This is a genomic window from Marinomonas sp. 63XJN7_7_ISO-PGPR-S23-202, from assembly GCF_056173505.1.
This window is the reverse complement of record NZ_CM149677.1, coordinates 946,445-967,527: the sequence shown is the minus strand read 5'-3', so window position 1 is coordinate 967,527 and position 21,083 is coordinate 946,445. Positions and strand designations below refer to the sequence as shown.

Annotated in this window: 17 protein-coding genes and 4 tRNA genes; 8 read left to right on the top strand and 13 right to left on the bottom strand. The window is 45.2% G+C overall.

The features are described 5' to 3' along the window. Nucleotides 1-15: 15 nt before the first annotated feature. On the bottom strand, nt 16-330 hold the full coding sequence (locus tag AC0VYG_RS04390; protein ID WP_475431131.1) for an OadG family protein: 315 nt from the start codon (nt 328-330) through the stop codon (nt 16-18). Nucleotides 331-504: 174 nt separating this feature from the next. Here AC0VYG_RS04390 and AC0VYG_RS04385 point away from each other — a divergent pair, with 174 nt between their 5' ends. After that, nucleotides 505-1,452 carry a tRNA dihydrouridine synthase gene (locus AC0VYG_RS04385; protein ID WP_475432520.1) on the top strand — a complete coding sequence of 316 codons (948 nt, stop codon included), beginning with the start codon at nt 505-507 and terminating at the stop codon, nt 1,450-1,452. A gap of 141 nt (nt 1,453-1,593) precedes the next feature. On the opposite strand, the gene AC0VYG_RS04380 is transcribed toward AC0VYG_RS04385, so the two are convergent. From AC0VYG_RS04380 to AC0VYG_RS04340, 9 genes are all read right to left on the bottom strand, one after another. After that, nucleotides 1,594-1,670, bottom strand: a tRNA-Arg gene (locus tag AC0VYG_RS04380). A gap of 81 nt (nt 1,671-1,751) precedes the next feature. Further along, a tRNA-Arg gene (locus tag AC0VYG_RS04375) sits at nt 1,752-1,828 on the bottom strand. 81 nt (nt 1,829-1,909) lie between these two features. Next, nucleotides 1,910-1,986 (bottom strand) — tRNA-Arg (locus AC0VYG_RS04370). Nucleotides 1,987-2,051: 65 nt separating this feature from the next. Further along, nucleotides 2,052-2,141: transfer RNA gene (locus tag AC0VYG_RS04365), tRNA-Ser, on the bottom strand. Nucleotides 2,142-2,204: 63 nt separating this feature from the next. Then, a complete protein-coding gene (csrA, locus tag AC0VYG_RS04360) occupies nt 2,205-2,393 on the bottom strand; it encodes a carbon storage regulator CsrA (protein ID WP_199477905.1) in 189 nt (62 codons plus the stop codon). Nucleotides 2,394-2,566: 173 nt separating this feature from the next. Next, a complete protein-coding gene (locus AC0VYG_RS04355) occupies nt 2,567-3,808 on the bottom strand; it encodes an aspartate kinase (protein ID WP_475431130.1) in 1,242 nt (413 codons plus the stop codon). A 46-nt stretch (nt 3,809-3,854) separates the two neighbouring features. Further along, the gene (gene alaS, locus AC0VYG_RS04350) at nt 3,855-6,473 is read right to left on the bottom strand and encodes an alanine--tRNA ligase (RefSeq protein ID WP_475431129.1); all 2,619 of its coding nucleotides are present in this window, start codon (nt 6,471-6,473) and stop codon (nt 3,855-3,857) included. A 224-nt stretch (nt 6,474-6,697) separates the two neighbouring features. Continuing rightward, nucleotides 6,698-7,795, bottom strand: coding sequence for an alanine racemase (gene alr, locus AC0VYG_RS04345; protein WP_475431128.1), 1,098 nt, complete (start codon nt 7,793-7,795; stop codon nt 6,698-6,700). 12 nt (nt 7,796-7,807) lie between these two features. Further along, on the bottom strand, nt 7,808-9,061 hold the full coding sequence (locus AC0VYG_RS04340) for a D-amino acid dehydrogenase (RefSeq protein ID WP_475431127.1): 1,254 nt from the start codon (nt 9,059-9,061) through the stop codon (nt 7,808-7,810). A gap of 270 nt (nt 9,062-9,331) precedes the next feature. On the opposite strand from AC0VYG_RS04340, the gene recX reads away from it, so the two are divergent. Together recX and AC0VYG_RS04330 are read left to right on the top strand one after the other, a co-directional pair. Next, nucleotides 9,332-9,775 (top strand): recombination regulator RecX, encoded by a 444-nt coding sequence (gene recX / locus AC0VYG_RS04335; protein WP_475431126.1) that lies wholly within the window; start codon nt 9,332-9,334, stop codon nt 9,773-9,775. Nucleotides 9,776-9,909: 134 nt separating this feature from the next. Then, nucleotides 9,910-10,653: an SDR family NAD(P)-dependent oxidoreductase gene (locus AC0VYG_RS04330; protein ID WP_475431125.1), complete on the top strand. Its 744-nt coding sequence runs from the start codon at nt 9,910-9,912 to the stop codon at nt 10,651-10,653. A gap of 136 nt (nt 10,654-10,789) precedes the next feature. Here AC0VYG_RS04330 and recA read toward each other — a convergent pair whose 3' ends face one another. Both recA and AC0VYG_RS04320 read right to left on the bottom strand, forming a co-directional pair. Further along, on the bottom strand, nt 10,790-11,899 hold the full coding sequence (gene recA / locus AC0VYG_RS04325; RefSeq protein ID WP_475431124.1) for a recombinase RecA: 1,110 nt from the start codon (nt 11,897-11,899) through the stop codon (nt 10,790-10,792). An 87-nt stretch (nt 11,900-11,986) separates the two neighbouring features. Continuing rightward, complete coding sequence (locus AC0VYG_RS04320; protein ID WP_475431123.1) at nt 11,987-12,487, bottom strand: CinA family protein; 501 nt, start codon at nt 12,485-12,487, stop codon at nt 11,987-11,989. A gap of 78 nt (nt 12,488-12,565) precedes the next feature. Here AC0VYG_RS04320 and mutS point away from each other — a divergent pair, with 78 nt between their 5' ends. The 3 genes from mutS (at nt 12,566) to AC0VYG_RS04305 (ending at nt 16,786) form a co-directional block, all read left to right on the top strand. After that, nucleotides 12,566-15,214: a DNA mismatch repair protein MutS gene (gene mutS / locus AC0VYG_RS04315; RefSeq protein WP_475431122.1), complete on the top strand. Its 2,649-nt coding sequence runs from the start codon at nt 12,566-12,568 to the stop codon at nt 15,212-15,214. A gap of 160 nt (nt 15,215-15,374) precedes the next feature. Then, nucleotides 15,375-15,698 carry a ferredoxin FdxA gene (fdxA, locus tag AC0VYG_RS04310; protein WP_475431121.1) on the top strand — a complete coding sequence of 108 codons (324 nt, stop codon included), beginning with the start codon at nt 15,375-15,377 and terminating at the stop codon, nt 15,696-15,698. A 716-nt stretch (nt 15,699-16,414) separates the two neighbouring features. Beyond that, nucleotides 16,415-16,786 carry a hypothetical protein gene (locus AC0VYG_RS04305; RefSeq protein WP_475431120.1) on the top strand — a complete coding sequence of 124 codons (372 nt, stop codon included), beginning with the start codon at nt 16,415-16,417 and terminating at the stop codon, nt 16,784-16,786. 100 nt (nt 16,787-16,886) lie between these two features. On the opposite strand, the gene AC0VYG_RS04300 is transcribed toward AC0VYG_RS04305, so the two are convergent. Next, complete coding sequence (locus AC0VYG_RS04300; RefSeq protein ID WP_475431119.1) at nt 16,887-18,107, bottom strand: EAL and HDOD domain-containing protein; 1,221 nt, start codon at nt 18,105-18,107, stop codon at nt 16,887-16,889. 138 nt (nt 18,108-18,245) lie between these two features. On the opposite strand from AC0VYG_RS04300, the gene ilvD reads away from it, so the two are divergent. Both ilvD and AC0VYG_RS04290 read left to right on the top strand, forming a co-directional pair. After that, nucleotides 18,246-20,090 carry a dihydroxy-acid dehydratase gene (gene ilvD / locus AC0VYG_RS04295; protein WP_475431118.1) on the top strand — a complete coding sequence of 615 codons (1,845 nt, stop codon included), beginning with the start codon at nt 18,246-18,248 and terminating at the stop codon, nt 20,088-20,090. 148 nt (nt 20,091-20,238) lie between these two features. Beyond that, entirely contained in the window at nt 20,239-21,081 is an 843-nt protein-coding gene (locus AC0VYG_RS04290) for a 23S rRNA (adenine(2030)-N(6))-methyltransferase RlmJ (RefSeq protein WP_475431117.1), read from the top strand. Nucleotides 21,082-21,083: the final 2 nt, after the last annotated feature.

Genomic DNA, 21,083 nt, shown 5'->3' with positions numbered 1-21,083 from the left:
GTAGTATAAGGTGGGTTATTTGTTTCTATGTTGATGAATGGCAGTCGTAATCGCCGCCACTACTTTTGAATCCATGGTCGAATGAGAACCCGTCACTTGCTTGGAGTCGGCTTGTTTAATAGCTGGCGACTCGATTTTGTCTGGTAAGTCGGGGAAAAAGCGATGAATAACCGTTGACATAAAGCCTGTTGCGTAAATCAATACAATTAAGAATAGGAAGACAAATCCCATTCCCAACACCATTAATCCCAAGCCATCCTCAAGTAATCCATTCATAGCATCAGCGCCCTTAGCATAAGTATCTTGTGTGTCTTCATTGATTATGATCATATGCACCCTTCTCGGGCTGTTTTGACCAAATTGATTGTTTTTAACACAATTTAGAACAGTTTTATATTTTTTAAACACAACAGTTTGACATATTTTGTGAACAATTCAAAAAATTCATCCTTATTTATTGAAAAAAGAAGACAAACTCAAGACATAATACTTGCCGTTGCTCCCATGGAAGGTGTCATGGATCATACAATGCGTCATTTATTGTCAAAAATAGGTGGTATGGATTACCTAGTGTCTGAGTTTGTACGTATCACTCAATACCCCATTCCTACTTCTTCATTTAAGCGGCTGATACCTGAAAACGCGAATAATTCGCAGACTTTTTTCCATCACCCTGTTCATACACAACTTTTAGGAAGCCATGCCGAATTAATGGCAGAAAGCGCCCTGAATGCAGTGAATGCCGGCGCATCGCATATTGATGTGAATTTTGGCTGCCCAGCAAAACGGGTCAATGGTCATGGTGGTGGATCCGTATTACTGCAAGATCCTTCTATACTTTATGACATCATGAATAGCATCCGCCTAGCCCTCCCTGAGCAGACGTCTTTATCTGCAAAAATTCGCCTAGGATTTAATGATGAGGCATTACTCTTCGAGAATGTTGCTGCCATTGAGGCTGCTGGAGTGGGAACCCTAACCATTCACGGGCGTACCAAAAAAGATGGCTATAAGCCTCCCGCGCGCTGGGAAAAAATTGGCAAGATACAAGATAAAACGAACATGGTTGTGGTTGCGAATGGCGACATTATTGACACAGAATCCCTACTGCGTTGCCAATCCATCACTGGCTGCCAGCACTTCATGATTGGTCGAGGAGCACTCAACAACCCTTTCACCTTTCAGACAATACGAGATCAACTTAATGGCAAAACGTCGCAGACCCATCTCAGTACTCTCGCCATCATATTTCGTGATTACGCCAAAGCACTACAACAACATTATGACAACGTGGCGACTTTAGGGCGATTAAAACAATGGTGTGGTCATCTCCGCTTTGGCTTTACTGATATAAAAGACAACTTGCAATCACTTCGACGCTGCCAAACGGTAGACGAACTGATACAGACCTTTAATAGCATCGCACTAGAGAAAACATCGCCTCTCGCTTAAGGCGAATACCATTCTTTAAATAAAGACGCGCAGCGCGACAATAAGCAACAAAGAAAACTCAATGACAAGGATGTCATAAGAACAAATAGGTTTGACTGAAAATAGGCAGGAAAGCCAGAAGGGAGATAAAATATTCAGTAATGGTGCATCCGAGAGGATTCGAACCTCTGACCGCTCGGTTCGTAGCCGAGTACTCTATCCAGCTGAGCTACGGATGCACAACAATAATCCAATGATCTTTCGATCACTTAATATCTTTTACAAAAAGAGAGGATAGTCTCTAAAAGATACATTTGAAATGGTGCATCCGAGAGGATTCGAACCTCTGACCGCTCGGTTCGTAGCCGAGTACTCTATCCAGCTGAGCTACGGATGCACAACAATAATCCAATGATCTTTCGATCACTTAATATCTTTTACAAAAAGAGAGGATAGTCTCTAAAAGAGACATTTGAAATGGTGCATCCGAGAGGATTCGAACCTCTGACCGCTCGGTTCGTAGCCGAGTACTCTATCCAGCTGAGCTACGGATGCAAAATTTTCAAACTTTTCAATCACACTTTAGATAACCAAGGATTAACCTAAACAGTGAACTTGAATGGCGGAGAGTGAGGGATTCGAACCCTCGATGAGTGTTAACCCATACACCCTTAGCAGGGGCGCGCCTTCAGCCACTCGGCCAACTCTCCGTAACAAGTGGTGCGCATTATATACGACACACCTGCCTTGTAAACCCCTTTTTTAAAAAAAAGTTATTCTTCAGTTTTTTCGTCATTCTGCTCTTTTTGAATGCGAAGATAAATCTCTTCACGGTGAACAGATACATCTTTTGGCGCATTAATGCCAATACGTACTTGGTTACCTTTAACCCCTAATACGGTTACAGATACTTCATCACCAACCATCAACGCTTCACCAACACGACGAGTAAGAATAAGCATAATATTTCTCCCTAGAATTCCTTTATTCAATAATCGCGAATCGCCCTACAGTTGTTGTAGGGCGATTCCTACAAAAGGAATTGTAACGCTAAGAGAAATAATTAGCCAACTCAATTTTGTGGTTATATTGTGACCAAGTTGTCACTTTTTTGTGTTCATTGTGTGAGAAGCTGTTACTCCTCACTCACACCAGCGGCACTGTCGCTCAATTTAAAGGCGGAGTGTAAAGCACGTACAGCCAGCTCTAGGTACTTCTCACCAATAATGACAGACACTTTGATTTCTGATGTCGAAATGAGTTGAATATTAATAGACTCTTTCGCTAGAGCTCTAAACATGCTACTGGCAACCCCAGCATGAGAACGCATACCGACCCCAACAATGGACACCTTGGCAATTTTCGCATCAGACATCACCGAGCGAGCCCCCAACTCATCCTCGATTCCCTTAAGAATAGACAAGGCTTTATCGTGATCATTACGATCCACTGTAAAGGTAAAATCCGTTGTGCCATCAGCAGAGACGTTCTGAACAATCATATCCACTTCAATGTTTGCATCACTGATAGGACCGAGAATGCGTGCCGCAATGCCTGGTGTGTCAGGCACTCCTTTTAGGGTTAGTTTGGCCTCATTACGGTTAAACGCGATGCCTGAAACCGCTGGTTGCTCCATGTTTTCATTCTCTTCTGTCGTAATCAAAGTGCCTTCACCTTCTACAAAACTTGATAGAACCCTTAACGGGACTTGGTATTTACCTGCGAACTCAACAGCGCGAATTTGCAACACTTTTGAGCCCAAGCTCGCCATTTCCAACATTTCTTCAAATGTGATTTTATCCATACGACGAGCACTATCTACAACACGAGGGTCCGTTGTATAAACCCCATCGACATCAGTATAAATTTGGCATTCATCGGCTTTTAGCGCTGCAGCCAAGGCCACGCCTGTAGTATCGGAACCGCCACGCCCAAGCGTTGTAATATTCCCCAGTTCATCAGCCCCTTGAAAACCGGCCACCACAATGACTTTTCCAGCGTCTAAATCCGCTCTTATTGCGTCGGTATCAATTTTTTGGATACGCGCTTTGCCATGGGCGCTGTCAGTCGTAATACGTACCTGAGACCCTGTGTACGAGCGAGTATCTAAACCACGCTTCAATAATGCCATCGATAACAAAGCAATAGTTACCTGCTCGCCAGTGGATAGCAAGACGTCCATTTCACGAGTATCGGGAGCTGATTGAATATTTTTCGCCAACTCAATCAATCGATTGGTTTCGCCACTCATGGCGGAAACCACTACCACAATATCATCACCCTGTCGCTTGTGCTTAAGCACTCGGTCTGCAACGGCTTCGATACGTTCAACCGTACCCACCGACGTACCGCCGTATTTTTGAACTAACAACGCCATAGCTTTCTTCTACTCACAAAAAATGCTCAAAAATGAGCGAATCGATTTAAACGCGCTCGGCAACCCAATCGGGTACCGCCGCTAATGCTTCTGCCAACCCTGCTGGATTGTTACCGCCAGCTTGTGCCATATCAGGACGACCACCCCCTTTACCATCCACAAAGGGTGCGACCATTTTTATCAAATCACCGGCTTTTATTTGTTTGGTTAGCTCTTTCGTTACACCAGCAATCAAACTGACTTTGCCATCGTTTACTGCGGCTAATAACACAACCGCTGATTCAAGCTTACTCTTTAGCTCATCCAGCAAATCACGTAACGCTTTAGGATCACTTACTTCCACTTGCGCCACCAGCAACTTACCACCATTAATATCAACAGCCTGAGAAGCCAAATCCGCTCCAGCCAGCGCCGCCATTTTCCCTTTCAGCACATCCAACTCTTTTTGTAAGGCGCGAGCGTGATCATTTAGTGCCACAACTTTATCCAGCGCAGAGTCTTTATTGCCTTTTACCAAGCTGGCAATGCTATTAAGGGCCGCCTCCGTTTGGCGTGTCGCATCAATCGCCGCTTTGCCTGTGACCGCTTCAATACGACGAACCCCAGCTGCAATACCGTTTTCAAAAAGAATTTTGAACAGACCAATATCACCCGTGCGTTTAACATGCGTACCACCACAAAGTTCAATGGAATAATCCGCTCCCATTGTCAGTACACGCACCTGGCTATCGTATTTTTCACCAAACAGCGCCATGGCACCTTTCGCCTTCGCCGCTTCAATATCCATGATCTCTGTCTCAACAGGACGGTTTAAACGAACTTGCTCATTCACCATGTCTTCAATTTGCTCGATCTCCGCTGCGGTTACCCCTTCAAAATGAGAAAAGTCGAAGCGCAAACGCTCAGAGTCAACCAAAGAGCCTTTTTGCATCACATGGTCGCCTAGCACACGTCGTAATGCTTCGTGCATTAAGTGCGTAGCTGAGTGATTCAATGTGGTTGCCATACGCAGAGAATGATCTACCTGGCCAGTAACCTCATCCCCTACGGCCAGACGACCTTCTTTTAGCTCGCCATGATGCAAATGGGCCTTACCTTGTTTTGTCGTGTTAGTGACTTTAAAGGCACCCGCACCACGCAACCAACCTTGATCGCCTACCTGACCGCCGGATTCACCATAGAAAGGTGTCGATTTCAATACCACTACGGCCGATTGACCCGCTTCGATTGCTTCGACAGCGTTACCATCGACAAGTATCATCTCAACTTCACACGCCCCCTCTAAGTGGTCATATCCAGTAAAGTTTGTAATTGACTCAATACGCACACCACCAGACATATCCATCGCAAAGTTGCTTGCTGATCGAGCACGATTACGCTGTGCTTCCATGGCTTCATCAAAACCCGCCACATCCATCTCAAGGCCACTCTCACGGGCAACATCCTGAGTTAAATCGTATGGAAAGCCAAAGGTGTCATAGAGTTTGAAAATGATGTCGCCAGGGATCACCGTTTTATCACCTAGGTTCGCAATCGCTTCTTCAAGAATTTTCATTCCTTGATCCAGGGTTTTTGCGAACTGCTCTTCTTCTTTCAATAAAATAGACGCGACACGGTCTTTCAGTTTGCGAAGCTCTGGGTAAGCCTCACCCATTTCAATATCTAATGCGTCGACCAGCGTATAGAAGAATGTGCCTTTTTGTCCCAGTTTATTACCATGGCGAACCGCGCGACGGATGATACGACGTAAGACATAGCCACGGCCTTCGTTAGAAGGCACCACACCATCAACGATCATAAATGAACAAGAGCGAATATGGTCTGCAATCACGCGCAGCGATTGAGAAGATAAATCACTTGTCCCTACTGCTTTAGCAGACGCGGCAATTAAGTTTTGGAATAAATCGATTTCGTAGTTACTGTGAACGCCTTGAAGAATCGCCGCGATGCGCTCTAATCCCATCCCGGTATCAACAGAAGGTTTTGGTAACGGTGCCATGGCCCCATCAGCCGAGCGATTAAACTGCATGAAAACCACGTTCCAGATTTCGATGAAACGGTCACCGTCTTCTTCTGGAGAGCCTGGAGGCCCACCCCAAATGTGTTCACCGTGGTCATAGAAAACTTCTGTACAAGGCCCACAAGGCCCAGTGTCGCCCATCGCCCAGAAATTATCAGACTGGTAACGGCCACCCTTATTATCGCCAATGCGAATAATTTTCTCGGCTGGTAAACCGATAGTTTTATGCCAAATATCGAAGGCGTCATCGTCTTCCGCGTAGACAGTGACGAGCAACTTGTCTTTTGGCAGTTTTAGTATTTCTGTTAGAAACTCCCATGCGTAAGCAATGGCTTCTTTTTTAAAGTAATCACCAAAACTAAAGTTACCAAGCATTTCAAAGAAAGTATGGTGACGAGCTGTGTAGCCCACGTTCTCCAAATCATTGTGCTTGCCACCCGCACGGACACAGCGTTGCGCGGTTGTCGCTCGCTTATAAGGACGGATGTCTTCCCCAAGAAAGACGTCTTTAAATTGAACCATACCGGCGTTAGTAAATAACAAAGTAGGATCGTTTCCAGGAATCAAAGAGCTGGATTCAACAATCTGATGCTGCTTACTTTCGAAGAAGGATAAAAATGACTGGCGTAACTCAGAACTCTTCATAATTGGATGAGTCTCTATCTCTTAATTAGTTTGGCGAATTGAACTGCGCGAATGGCCTATAAAGATGCCAACTCTGTGCAATGAAAAGCACAAAATAGTACACGCAAAGGATAGGTATTTTCAAAAGAAACCGAGGGGATTTTAAGCTTATTTTGCACAAAACTTAAGCAAAAGTACGATTTCTCTTAGGAAACCGACTTTTGCCTACTGTTTTTCGAAGAATACTAAGCGTTTTCCTCACCAAAGAGGTAACGATAATGTGGCCGTGCTGTCATACGAGTGACTAATTCATAACCTATGGTCCCCGCATAGCGGGCAACGTCCTCCACAGGAACCTCCCCGCCCCAGAGAACCACCTCATCACCCATTTGCGGCACATCCCCCTCCTCAGTCCGAACCGTAATCATGTCCATGGAGACCCGACCAGCCAAACTGGCTGATCGCCCTTTAATCTGTAAAGGCGTACCATTTTCAGCGTGACGCGGGTAGCCATCGCCATAGCCAACAGCCACCGTCGCCAAAACATGATCTTCCGGTGCAACATATCCTAGTCCATAGCCAACATGATCCCCTTTTAGTAAAGACCGTGTTGAAATCACTTTGGAAGATAAGGTCATGGCAGGACGCAGCCCAATAGAACGGCCACTAATTTCAGAAAACGGAGAAATACCGTACAACATGATGCCAGGGCGAATCCAGCCCCCTTCAGGCACTTGCCACTTCATAATGGCAGCCGAGTTAGCAACGCTGGCTTCAATCGGTTCTTCTAGACTCTGTCGAGTCCTTTCAAAGTAAGCGAGCTGGTCCAGCGTTGCGGAGTCTGACAAATCGTCGGCACAGGCAAAGTGTGTCATCAATACGACTTCACCCACTTGACCACTGTCTTTTAATGCCGCGACAAAAGATGGAGCCGTGTCTTTATCCACACCAAGGCGATGCATACCAGAATCTAGCTTCAAAAATACTTTTTCTATACTGGCTTTGCTATGAGTCAATGCTTCTAGTTGCTGAGCATTTTCTAGAGCAGACCAAAAACCATGCTTTTCACAGAGATGCCATTCATCCCCTTCAAATACCCCTTCTAACAACAATATGGGGGATGTCACCCCCGCCTCTCGCAGAGCCATCGCTTCTTCAATGGCTGCCACAGCAAAGGCATCTACCTCATCATCCAAATATCGTGATACTTCAATCGCACCATGCCCATAGGCATTGCTTTTTACCACAGCAAACGCCTTACAAGTCGGCTGTAATTTTTTCGCATAACGATAGTTATAGAGAATGGCCTCTAAATCGATCGTTGCGGTGAGTGGCCTTGCCATGTTTACCCCTTATTACTGATAACGTTGAACAGAAAGGTCTTGAGAGTCAATCTCAGTTCGGTCACCCGACATAATGTCAGCAATAACAGCCGCGGAACCACAACTCATCGTCCATCCCAGCGTACCGTGACCAGTATTCAAATACAGACCATCTACGCCACTACGCCCAACCACTGGCGTACCATCTGGTGTCATTGGACGAAGCCCTGTCCAGTAATCCGCTTGTGACAAGTCGCAACCTTGATTAAACAAGTCTTTTACGACGTGCGTAATGGTTTCGGTACGCACTTTTGGCAAATCTAAATTATATCCATTGAGCTCTGCGGTCCCAGCAGCACGAATACGTCCCCCTAAGCGCGTCACTGCCACTTTATAGGTTTCATCCATCACTGTTGATGTTGGTGCAAACTGAGCATCGGTAATAGGCACGGTTAAGGAATAGCCTTTTACGGGATAAACAGGAATGGAGATATCAATCGCTTGCAGCAACTCTTTAGAGAAACTGCCCATGCAAACCAAGACATTATCCACTTCAATATCACCTTGACTGGTTTTAATCGCGCGAATTTTACCACCTTCGACCACCAAGCGATCAATGCCCGTGTTAAATTTAAAGGTTACCCCCAATTCATCACAATGCTTCTTCAGTTCCTGACAGAAAATAAAGCAGTCACCGGTTTCATCACCAACCAAACGTAATCCACCTTTAAATTTATCAATGACTGGCGCCAATCCGGGCTCTACTTCTAAAATTTGTGTCGGTGTTAATACTTGATGCGCCACATTCAGTGCTTTAAGCACTTTGATGTCTTTTTCTGACGCCTCAACTTGCTCATCTTTACGGAATAGCTGAGTCAAACCACCTTGGCCATCATCGTACTGAATGCCAATCTCTTTACGCATGGCAATAAACTGGTCTCGGCTGTATTCCGCCAACGCCACCATACGGGATTTATTCACGTCGTAAGCTTTTTCAGTACAGTTGGCAAGCATCTTACCCATCCAGACCACTTTTTTGAGTTCTGGTTCGGCACTGACTTTTAATGGCGCATGTTTTTGCATCAACCATTTAATCGCTTTGAGCGGAATGCCTGGTGCAGCCCACGGCGCTGAGTAACCGGGCGAAATTTGCCCTGCATTGGCAAAGCTGGTTTCTAAGGCAACACCTTCTTGACGGTCAACCACCGTCACCTCAAAGCCTTTTTTCGCCAAATAATACGCCGACGTTAAACCAACAACACCCGCACCTAATACACAAACACGCATAGACACCACCCAGAAATATATAAAGTTATTTAAACCATTTTCACATAGTAAAAGCAGTTTTATCATCTTATTTTATTATAATATGTAGATATTTATCCTTAAAATATCAATTTTATCAGTTTATTAAGCAATATAATCATAAGTGTTATTTTGGGGTTTTATCCAATCCCGTTTTAAAATGACCCTTAAGCTGACTTCAACCAATGTTCCATATTTCTATCAAGCTAAAAATGCTATGATGAAGAAAGTCCGTAGTAGAGATGCCTTATAATGAAACCTAGCCTATCCACCATGGATCATGCCTTAACGATTTTGGCAAGTCGCGACCATTCCACCAAAGAAATGGCTCACAAACTGAAACTTAAGGGCCATGAAGATGAGCAAATCGCACAGACTATCGCCTCGCTTTTAGAGATGAATTATCTAAATGATCAGCGCTTTGCAGAATCCTATGTGAGAAGCCGAATCAATAAACCATTAGGGCCACAACGTATCAAACAAGAATTAAAGCAAAAAGGCATCACCGATGAGGTAATCGAACGAACCTTCGAAGAAAGTGATGCGGACTGGTTTACATTAGCCAAAGAACTTAAAGTTCGAAAGTTTGGCTCTGAAGGCACACGAGACTTTAAAGAGAAGGCCAAACAAACCCGTTATTTGCAGTATCGTGGGTTTGGATTTGACCAGATTAAGTATGCCTTAGAGACCGACTAACGCTGACAAAAGAGCAGTTCAGAAAACGCTATATCGGCTTCATAACCAGCCGCACAAAACACAATCAAAAGCATTGACTGAAAATATTTCGATCCCCTATGATGAGTTCCTATTAAGGTTCTAATGAGCATAAAATGAAAGAAGTCAAAACATTGTTGCTAACCGGAGCGAGTCGCGGCATAGGCCATGCGACAGTCAAACACTTTAATGCCGCAGGATGGCGTGTTATCACAGCCTCTCGCCAAGAATGGAGCAATGATGGAGAGTGCCCTTGGTCTGAAGGTGAAGACAACCATATCGATCTGGATTTATCGGATATAAACGGCATTGAACAGGCCATCACTGCTGTTAAAGCCAAATTACCGAATGGAAAACTTCATGCGTTAGTGAATAATGCGGCGATTTCACCAAAAGGACCAGATGGTAGCCGTATTGGTGTATTGGATACCGATTATGCCACTTGGCTCAATGTCTTTAATGTGAACCTTTTCTCCACCGCCTTACTCGCTAAAGGTTTATTTGACGAACTTCGCCAATCTCAGGGCTGTATTCTCAATGTGACGTCGATTGTTGGGACGCGCGTTCATCCGTTTGCTGGTGTCGCCTATGCCTGCTCAAAGGCTGCCCTGTCAGCTCTGACCAGAGAGCTTGCCGCAGAGTTTGGCCCCCACGGCATTCGAGTCAACTCTATTGCTCCTGGCGAGATCGCCACTTCGATACTGTCTCCGGGCACGGATGTATTAGTCGAGAACGAAGTCCCCATGAAACGCCTTGGTAAACCAGAAGAAGTTGCCTCTCTGATCTACTTCCTTTGTTCTAATGGTGCCTCTTACATTAACGGTACTGAGGTGCAGGTCAATGGTGGTCAACATGTTTAGCAAACACTGAACATTTTTTGTCTACGCACCGATTTTTATTAAAACAACAGGAAGCAAAACGAAAAAAGCAGACACAAGGTCTGCTTTTTCGAAAACATCTATTTGTCCGAAAGCATTCGGTCACTTCATACCTGAGTTAAAAAGCCAACTCGTCGGTTGCATCTTTACTTCCATCAGTCTTAGATGCTTTGCCTTCTTTTTCAGCCTTTTCAGCAGCCTTGGCCGCTTTCGCTGCTTCAATTTTTTCCTTACTTGGCAATAGATCTTCACGCACTTTCGCTTCGATCTCTTGGGCAATTTCAGGATTATCCGCTAAAAACTGCGCAGCATTGGCCTTACCTTGTCCAATTTTGTTGCCATTGTAGGCGTACCAAGCACCAGACTTATCAACAATGTTCTGTTTGACGCCTAGGTCAATAATCTCGCCCATACGGTAAATCCCTGCACCATAGTGAATTTGGAATTCCGCCTGTTTAAACGGAGGCGCTACTTTATTTTTCACGACTTTCACACGGGTTTCGTTACCAATGACTTCATCCCCCTGCTTAACCGAGCCAATGCGGCGAATATCCAAACGCACAGAAGAGTAGAATTTCAACGCGTTACCGCCGGTTGTGGTTTCGGGTGAACCAAACATTACGCCAATTTTCATACGAATCTGGTTAATAAAGACAACCAAGCAATTTGCATGCTTGATAGAACCGGTTAGTTTACGCATTGCTTGAGACAACAAACGCGCTTGCACACCAACAGAAGAGTCACCCATTTCCCCTTCGATTTCAGACTTAGGCACCAATGCAGCAACTGAGTCAACAATGATGACATCGACACTGTTCGAGCGGACTAGCATGTCGACAATTTCAAGGGCCTGTTCACCAGTATCTGGTTGCGACACCAACAACTCTGCAATATCGACACCCAATTTCTCAGCGTATTGTGGGTCAAGCGCATGCTCCGCATCAACGAAGGCACAAGTTTTACCTTGCTTTTGTGCTTCTGCGATGACACTCAAAGTCAGTGTTGTTTTACCGGAAGACTCAGGTCCATAGATTTCACAAATACGACCATACGGTAAACCACCCGCGCCTAACGCAATGTCTAAGCCCAAAGAACCCGTTGAAACCGTATCAATATCCAGTTTCGCACCTTCCCCCATTTTCATGATGGCGCCTTTACCAAACTGGCGTTCAATTTGCGACAGTGCTGCGTCGAGTGCTTTTTTCTTGTTGTCTACCGTAGATGACATAGTAAAACCCTTGTGAATGTTTTCGTTGGGAGTAACTTTATCGTGTTTTATCACCAATCTCAAGAAATACTGTATATAAAAACAGTATTATTTTTCATCTACAGTGAGCCGCTCAATGAGTCCATCCAAGGCGGCTAATACCGTGGCTTCACGAATGGCTTCTCGGTCACCAGCAAATTGAAAACGCTGCACTTGTGGCGATTTTCCTTTCATCTGCCACCCAATATAGACACAGCCAACAGGTTTGTCTTGGGTCCCTCCACTAGGACCTGCGACCCCACTAACAGCAATGGCGACATCCCCGCCCAGGCGTAATGCACCAGAGCACATTTGCTCAACGGTCTGCTCAGAAACTGCACCATAATTTTTAAGTGTATCGGATTTGACACCCAAACCTCGTTCTTTGGCTTCGTTTGCGTAGCTGATCACACCGCCAAAAAACCAAGCGGAACTACCTGCTAAGTCGGTACAGACCGCACCAATTAAGCCTCCCGTACACGATTCAGCTGTCACTAACTGCCAGTTTTTCTTCAGTAGCAACTGAGAAACACTCTCAGCGGTCAACATCATTTCCTGTTTAAAACTCATCGCCTTCTCACCTTAAATACTGCTGAAATTTCCCGTAGAATAGCGCTCTAATTTATGGATCACAATCGAGTCAGTCGCATGAGTAAAACGTCCACAGACAACCACACCCCCATGATGCGCCAATATTTTGGTTTAAAGTCCCAGCATCCGCAGCAATTACTGTTTTATCGCATGGGCGATTTTTATGAACTTTTTTACGACGATGCCAAACGCGCCGCTCAATTGCTCGATATTACTCTAACAGCGCGAGGACACTCCGGCGGTCAGCCTATTCCTATGGCTGGCATTCCATTCCATGCTGCTGAGAACTACATTGCACGCTTGGTCCGCATGGGAGAATCCGTCGTTGTCGCTGAGCAAGTCGGTGATCCAGCGACCAGCAAAGGCCCCGTTGAGCGTCAAATTGCCCGCATCGTGACTCCTGGAACCATTAGTGATGAAGCGTATCTAGAAGAAAAGCGCGAAAATTTGCTTTTATCTCTCGCGTATCAGTCTCGAAAAGGCTTGGATGTATTTGGCTTTTCCTACCTTGATATGGCCAGTGGCCGCTTTTGTGTGTTTGAAGTCGATGGAATGGACGCCCTTAGCAGCGAATTGCAACGTCTGACTCCCAGAGAAATTCTAATTTCTGAAGACTTCCCTGCGCGGGATCGAGTCACCTTAGAAAAAGGGGTATCTGAGTTAGGCCCTTGGCACTTTGATTATGAATCCAGCTACCGTCAATTAATCCAACAGTTTAATACCAAAGATCTCTCAGGATTTGGTTGTGAATCCCTCACCGCTGCCATCGCGTCAGCGGGGGCCTTACTGCAATACGCGAAGGACACACAACGCAGCGCCCTTCCTCACATTCAATCCATTACCGTTGAACATAAAGATGACTCGGTGTTAATTGATGGGGCGACACGACGCAACCTGGAAATTGATGTGAATTTATCCGGTAGCACCAGCAACACGCTCGTCAGTGTTTTGGATACTTGCGCCACACCAATGGGAAGCCGTCTGTTAAAACGTTGGTTACATACCCCCATTCGCGATATTAACGAAATCCAAGCCCGCCAAGATGTTGTTGCCGAGCTAAAAGACGAACGCCTCTACGATATGTTAGAACCCCCACTGAAAAAAGTGGGCGATTTAGAACGTATTTTGTCTCGCGTGGCGCTTCGTTCAGCCAGACCCCGCGATTTATTGCGCCTTCGTTTTGCGTTGGAAGCCATACCTGAGATCAATCAAATATTGGCCACTACGCAAACGTCTCGTCTACAAGATTTGAATGGGCGCATGATCGCTCAACCAGAGTTAACAGAAACATTAGCCACCGCCTTGGTGGAAAATCCGCCTTCAGTCGTTCGTGATGGTGGCATCTTTGCGAAAGGATATGATACTGAACTGGATGAGTTGCTGTCTCTCTCCACGAATGCCACCGATTATTTAGCGGAGATGGAACGCAGCGAGAAAGAGCGTACTGGGATTAGCTCACTTAAAGTCGGCTTTAATCGCGTTCATGGATATTATATCGAAATTAGCCGTTTGCATTCTGATCAAGCGCCCGCAGAATACATTCGCCGTCAAACCCTTAAAAATGCTGAGCGCTTTATTACGCCGGAACTCAAAGCATTTGAAGACAAAGCGTTAAGCGCTAAATCCAAAGCCCTTGCTCGAGAGAAAGAGCTGTATGAATTATTACTGGATCGACTAAACCAGCTTCTGAGAGAATTACAAACCACCAGCCAAGCGGTAGCACAACTCGACGTCCTTAATACTTTCGCAGAACGGGCCGATGCGCTGATGTTCGCGCGACCAGAACTACACAACCGTGGCGGCATTCAAATCCAAGGAGGACGTCACCCTGTGGTCGAGTCGGTGATTTCCGATCCCTTTATCCCGAACGATTTAGACATGCACGACAAGCGCTCTTTGTTGATGATCACCGGCCCTAACATGGGGGGTAAATCGACTTATATGCGACAAATCGCGCTCATCGCTCTGTTGGCTCACACGGGGTGTTTCGTCCCCGCTGAAGCCGCCTCTATTTCGGTGGTCGATCGTATCTTCACTCGCATGGGTTCCTCGGATGACCTAGCCGGTGGACGTTCTACCTTCATGGTGGAAATGACAGAAACGGCCAATATTTTGAACAACGCCACCCAGCAAAGTTTGGTATTGATGGACGAAGTCGGACGCGGAACGAGCACCTTTGATGGCTTATCTCTTGCGTGGGCCGCGGTGGATTATCTTGCCAATCATCTTAAGTGCTATGTTTTATTTGCCACCCATTATTTCGAACTCACCACGCTGGCGGATCAGTTAGATAATGCCGCCAATGTACATTTAACGGCCACCGAATACGATGACGAAATCGTCTTCTTGCATAAAGTCCATCCTGGGCCTGCCAGTCAATCCTATGGCTTACAAGTCGCACAGCTAGCGGGGGTCCCACGCAACGTTATTGGCCACGCTAAACATAAACTGGCGGAATTAGAAGTGGTAACAGGCATTGAGCTTGATGATCCAGACGCTTTACAACCCGTCAATAAGCCAACACCCGAACCAATAACAAACAAAAAGAAGCAGAACAACAATACCGCTTATGTGCCTCAACAACCGGACTTGTTCGAACTGGCGGATCACAATGCATTGAAAGAGGCTTTAGAAGCATTGGATCTAGACAATATGACGCCACTTCAGGCCATGAATGCATTACATGAATTAAAAAACAGTCTTTAACGCTAAAACAAAAAGACAGAAAATCAGCAACGTGCGCCGCAAGGCGCATAAGCTAATATCAGATAGGTTTATTACTAAGGCAATTGTTACTTGCCCGCTAGTGGTTTATACCTCTAAAATATGCGCAATTAAATTTTATAAGCTTGTAAGGAGAAGTCGAATGGCTTTCATCGTTACCGATAACTGCATTCGCTGCAAATATACAGACTGTGTAGAAGTTTGCCCTGTTGACTGCTTCTATGAAGGTCCTAACTTTTTGGTAATCAACCCAGACGAATGCATCGACTGTGCCCTATGTGAGCCAGAATGTCCTGCTAACGCCATTTTCTCTGAAGATGAATTGCCAGAAGACCAAGAAGTGTTTGTTGAACTAAACCAAGACTTGTCGCAAATCTGGCCTAACATCACAGAGAAAAAAGAAGCTTTACCCGATGCTGCAGAATGGGATGGTGTTGAAGACAAATTAGAGCATTTAGAGCGTTAACATCTCACGCGTTAAAATCCTCACTCTTACTCACCTGCACGAACAAGCAATGGCAACGCAAGAGAGTAACGAAGTAAGGTCGTGATAAAGTTCAGAAAGTAAAAGCGGCCTTGGTCGCTTTTTTTGTGAGATGTGCTCAGACTTACCAGACTCCATAGGCTTTAAATTAGTTTGACCGCTCGGAGTCGCAGTACCTTGGGGTCGAAGTACAAGGTGATGTAGATAAAAGAAAAAATAGACAAAAAAAAGGGTGGCTAAAGCCACCCTATTATCGCCAACATCCTATCAGCTTCTCATCCTTTGAGTTCGACATCCTGCCGTTTCAACCCTGAAATAAAGACATCCTAGTCTAATCCATTTAATCAACATAACATCCTGTTATGCGCCACATCCTTTGTGTTTCTCCACTCTCCCTGTGGATGAGTTAACTTTACCACTTCACAAAAAAGAAGCAAATTATATGAAAGACAAAAATTTTATAATAAAGCCTTATAAAACAGTAAACTAGATAAAATCCGAGAGTTATTATCCTTTCCTATGACGCTATTTATAGACACATCCTACAGGTATGTCAGAAACAGCCTACAAAACCCTTTTTCATACAATTCATACAAAAAAAATGACATCAACGGATACAAAATAAGAAGTATTCGATTATCAAAAAATAAGCTCAATCTGAACACATAAAAACGCTCATAATAAAACGCCGAAAAGTGATGATCTTATTTAGGGCAGAATCAACGGAAATAAAAAAAGGCAGCCTAAGCCGCCTTATTTTCACCGTCATCCTATCGGGTAACTCATCCATTGAGCACATCATCCAAATTGTTGTCTGCCTGACTTTTTACCATCCTAGTACTAGCACCATCCTAGTGTTCGTAATCGCTATCCGAGCGATCCATTCTCATCCATTGAGTGTCCTAAAAAGGAGCTACCCTGCCTATCCCTTGTCGCTACTGCTTCATGCAATTAAAGTCAGTCCTTTGCATACATCCATGTTGTTCCCGTCCGACAAGGTAAATTTAACAGAATTTGCTTTAGATACAAGTGAGGAGAAAACACCAGAAAAAAATAAAAACCTTATTTAAAACAATCAGATAAAAAGATTTTTTCATGAAAGGAAAAGTCGCTGACACAACAAAATGTATTGGCCTACAGGATTGTCAGAAATAACCTACAAAATAACCATTAAAACGTTGCAACAAATTGATCTGTCCACTGGATCGCTTCAAGATACGTGTCTCTAAGATCAGCAACATCACTCTCAAGTTTCACTTGGCGCCCATTGTCATAATGCTCAATTAAGTCTAACGTCTGACCGACACGACCCGCTCTGTTGATAATGGCATTAATAAATTCGTTAGGAAGGGGTAACTCTTTCAAAACATCACCAAGGCTCATGCCAGTACACACATCAATCATTGACAACATACCAGCCAGAAAGTATTTATCATGGTTCCCATAGCCGCGTTTCTTGGCAAACAGCTCTGCGTGTTTGGCGCGCACCATGATTTGTTCTAAAAGTACCGGACGATCGCCAGTCATCTCTGACATCAACAATAAGTTCGTTAACGATTTCAACTGATTGACACCAATCAACGAGATTGCCAAACGCACTGAATCCACAGAGGCAACCAAACCAGTATAAGGAGAGTTAAGATAACGCAATAACTTATGAACCAGCCCAACGTCCTGACTTACAATGCGCTCTAATTCATTCATACTTAAATCATCGCTTTTTAGCATTTCAGCCATCAATTGCAGTAACGTCATGCTATTGACTTTTGACCCTTTGCTAGAGATAGTCTCCGGCCTCTCAAAGAAATATCCCTGAAATAAATCCACGTCAAGTAAGCGACAAAAATGGTACTCATCCCAGGTTTCAATCTTTTCGGCAATGATCTTGACATCAAAGCCCCGTAGCGTTTCAACCTGTCGATGAAACTCATCCTGTCCCAGTGCCAAAATGTCCAGTTTAACGTAATCAGCAAGCTCGACAAAAGGCGTCAGTTTGGGCTCAAAAACAAAATCATCTAACGCAATCTTAAAGCCTTGTTTTACCCAGCGGCGTAATGAAGCTAAGAGAACAGCATCGAAACCAGACCCTTCTAAAACCTCCACCACCACTTTATTAGGATCAAGCGGTACACTGCTTGGACTCAACAAATAGCTACGGGGAAAGTTGACAAACGCCTTACTAGAGCCCACTAGATTATCCATGCCTATTTCCAGTAGGCTCGCAGTAATCACTTGTGCTGTTGCGCCTATATCATCGACTACCTCGGCAACGAGAGAATGAGCACTTTTACGATACAGCAATTCATAGCCCATAGTCGCAAGGTTATTATCAACAATTGGTTGACGTGCCAATGAGACCGGTGCGTAATTTAGGATAGAATTATTCGACATAGTTATTCGCTCTCGCCTTAATGTAAAAACCTAACTATTGCCAATGTCTTAATTTTGCCTAAAAAACATCATTGGGAATAGTTAATAAACTTGTTAACATGTGCGTCTATATAAAGCAAAAAAAACTGTGGGGAACCAATGCCAGCATATCGTTCTAAAACGACTACGTCCGGCCGTAATATGGCGGGCGCTCGCGCTCTATGGCGTGCAACAGGTATGAAAGATGATGACTTTCATAAACCCATTATAGCAGTAGCCAACTCGTTTACCCAATTTGTACCAGGCCATGTTCATTTAAAAGACCTAGGACAACTTGTGTGTCGTGAGATTGAAGCTGCCGGTGGTGTTGCCAAAGAATTTAATACCATTGCCGTCGATGACGGCATCGCAATGGGACACGATGGTATGCTTTACAGCCTACCGTCTCGAGACCTTATCGCGGACTCAGTCGAGTACATGGTCAATGCCCACTGCGCCGATGCGCTCGTGTGCATTTCTAACTGTGACAAAATCACTCCGGGCATGCTGATGGCAGCTATGCGCCTTAATATCCCCGTTATCTTTGTTTCCGGTGGTCCAATGGAAGCGGGGAAAACCAAACTGTCTGAGCACAATCTGGATCTAGTTGATGCTATGGTCATTGCGGCCGACCCAACGGCTTCTGATGAGAAAGTCGCTGAGTATGAACGCTCTGCTTGCCCAACGTGTGGCTCATGTTCCGGTATGTTTACCGCCAACTCAATGAACTGTTTGACCGAGGCCCTTGGTTTAAGTTTACCTGGCAATGGTACCGTCTTAGCCACTCACTCAGATCGTCATCGTTTATTCGTTGAAGCGGGTCGTCGCATTGTTGACATCACCAAACGTTTCTACGATAACGATGAACCTCAGTGGGCGCCAAGAGCCATCGCCACTCACGAAGCCTTCGAAAATGCCATGACTCTCGACATTGCCATGGGCGGGTCCACCAACACAATCTTGCACTTGCTCGCCATTGCTCGCGAAGCGGGTGTTGATTTCACCATGGAAAACATCGACCAATTATCTCGCCGTGTACCTCAACTGTGTAAGGTCGCACCAAACTCCCCTAAATACCACATTGAAGACGTTCACCGTGCAGGTGGTATTTTTGGCCTACTCGGCGAGCTGGATCGTGCCGGCATTTTGCATAACCAATGTCATACTGTTCACTCAAGTACCATGCTAGAAGCACTGGAAACATGGGATATTATGCGCGCTCCCACAGTAGAAGTAATGGAACTTTACAAAGCTGGTCCTGCTGGGATTCCAACACAAACCGCATTCAGCCAGTCTACTCGCTGGCCTTCTCTGGATGGGGACCGCGCTGAAGGCTGTATTCGTTCCATCGAAAACGCTTACTCAACGGAAGGCGGTTTGGCCGTTCTTTATGGCAACATCGCGTTAGATGGCTGCGTGGTAAAAAGTGCCGGTGTGGATGAGTCTTGTCTAGTGTTTGAAGGGCCTGCTCACATTACAGAGTCTCAGGATGAAGCCGTTAAAAATATCCTAGAGGACAAAGTAATAGCGGGTGAAGTCGTGATCGTACGTTACGAAGGACCAAAAGGCGGTCCAGGCATGCAGGAAATGCTCTACCCTACCTCTTACATCAAATCGAAAGGGTTAGGAAAAGCCTGTGCTTTGCTGACGGATGGACGCTTCTCTGGTGGGACATCAGGTTTATCAATTGGTCACGTATCGCCAGAAGCCGCTGCAGGTGGTGCCATTGGTTTGGTAGAAAGTGGGGATATCATCCGTATTGATATTCCAAACCGTAGCATCAATGTTCTGCTCACTGATGAGGAACTACAAGCACGCCGTGATGCAATGAATGCCAAGGGAGCTGACGCATGGAAGCCAGCCGAAGTGCGCCCTCGCAAAGTCTCACCAGCACTTAAGGTCTATGCGCATTTCGCAACCAGCGCAGACAAAGGCGCTGTTCGCGATTTGGATCAAATTCAATAAGATGATCTTTCAATAAAAACGCCTAAGACGCAAAGGCTGCCCTTGATCCTCGTGACAGGGCAGCCTTTTTCTTTATATTCCTATGTTGCCATATTATCATTGGGCATAGGGAAGCCTTTTCCACTCCTTCACTGATTACAGGAACACCATGCTCAGTTATCGCCACATTTATCATGCAGGCAATCACGCCGACATTTTAAAACACATTACGGTCAGTGAAATTTGCCGTCATCTGACAAAGAAAGACACGCCTTTCTTCTATCTCGATACTCATGCTGGCATTGGTCAGTATCTACTTGACTCTGAGCAAGCACAGAAGAACAAAGAATTCCAAACAGGCATTGCTCGCCTTCTTGGTGAAAACCACTTGCCAGACGCCGTCGAGCACTTTCTCGACATTGTTCGAGAAATGAATCCTAACGACACATTGACCATGTATCCCGGTAGCCCCAAAGTGGTTGATTACTACACTCGTCCAAAAGACAAGATGCATCTTTGTGAGCTACACCCGAATGACTACCCCATACTGGCCTCCCTTTTTCCTAACAAACGTCGCGCCAATGTGGTCAAGGATAATGGCTTTGATGCCGTTCGAGCCATGCTCCCACCGCCGCAAAAACGTGGTTTCGTGCTCATGGACCCCCCTTACGAAGTCAAAAAAGATTACCAATTTGTTGTCACGGCATTACAAGATGGCTACAAACGTTTTGCAACAGGCACTTTCGCTATTTGGTATCCTGTTCTTAGTCGAAAGCAAGCAAACAATTTGCTAAAAGACATCGAAAATACCAAGATACGCAATGTGTTACTGCTTGAAATGTGCATCCGTGATACAGAACTGGAACGCGGTATGGCCGGAAGTGGTATGATCATAGTCAATCCACCTTGGACATTGGAAAAAGAGGCGAAAGACTTCTTGCCCGTGCTAACAAAATTGTTGGCCGAAGATGACCAATCAAATTGTCAAGTTCGCTGGCTCACACCAGAGTAACT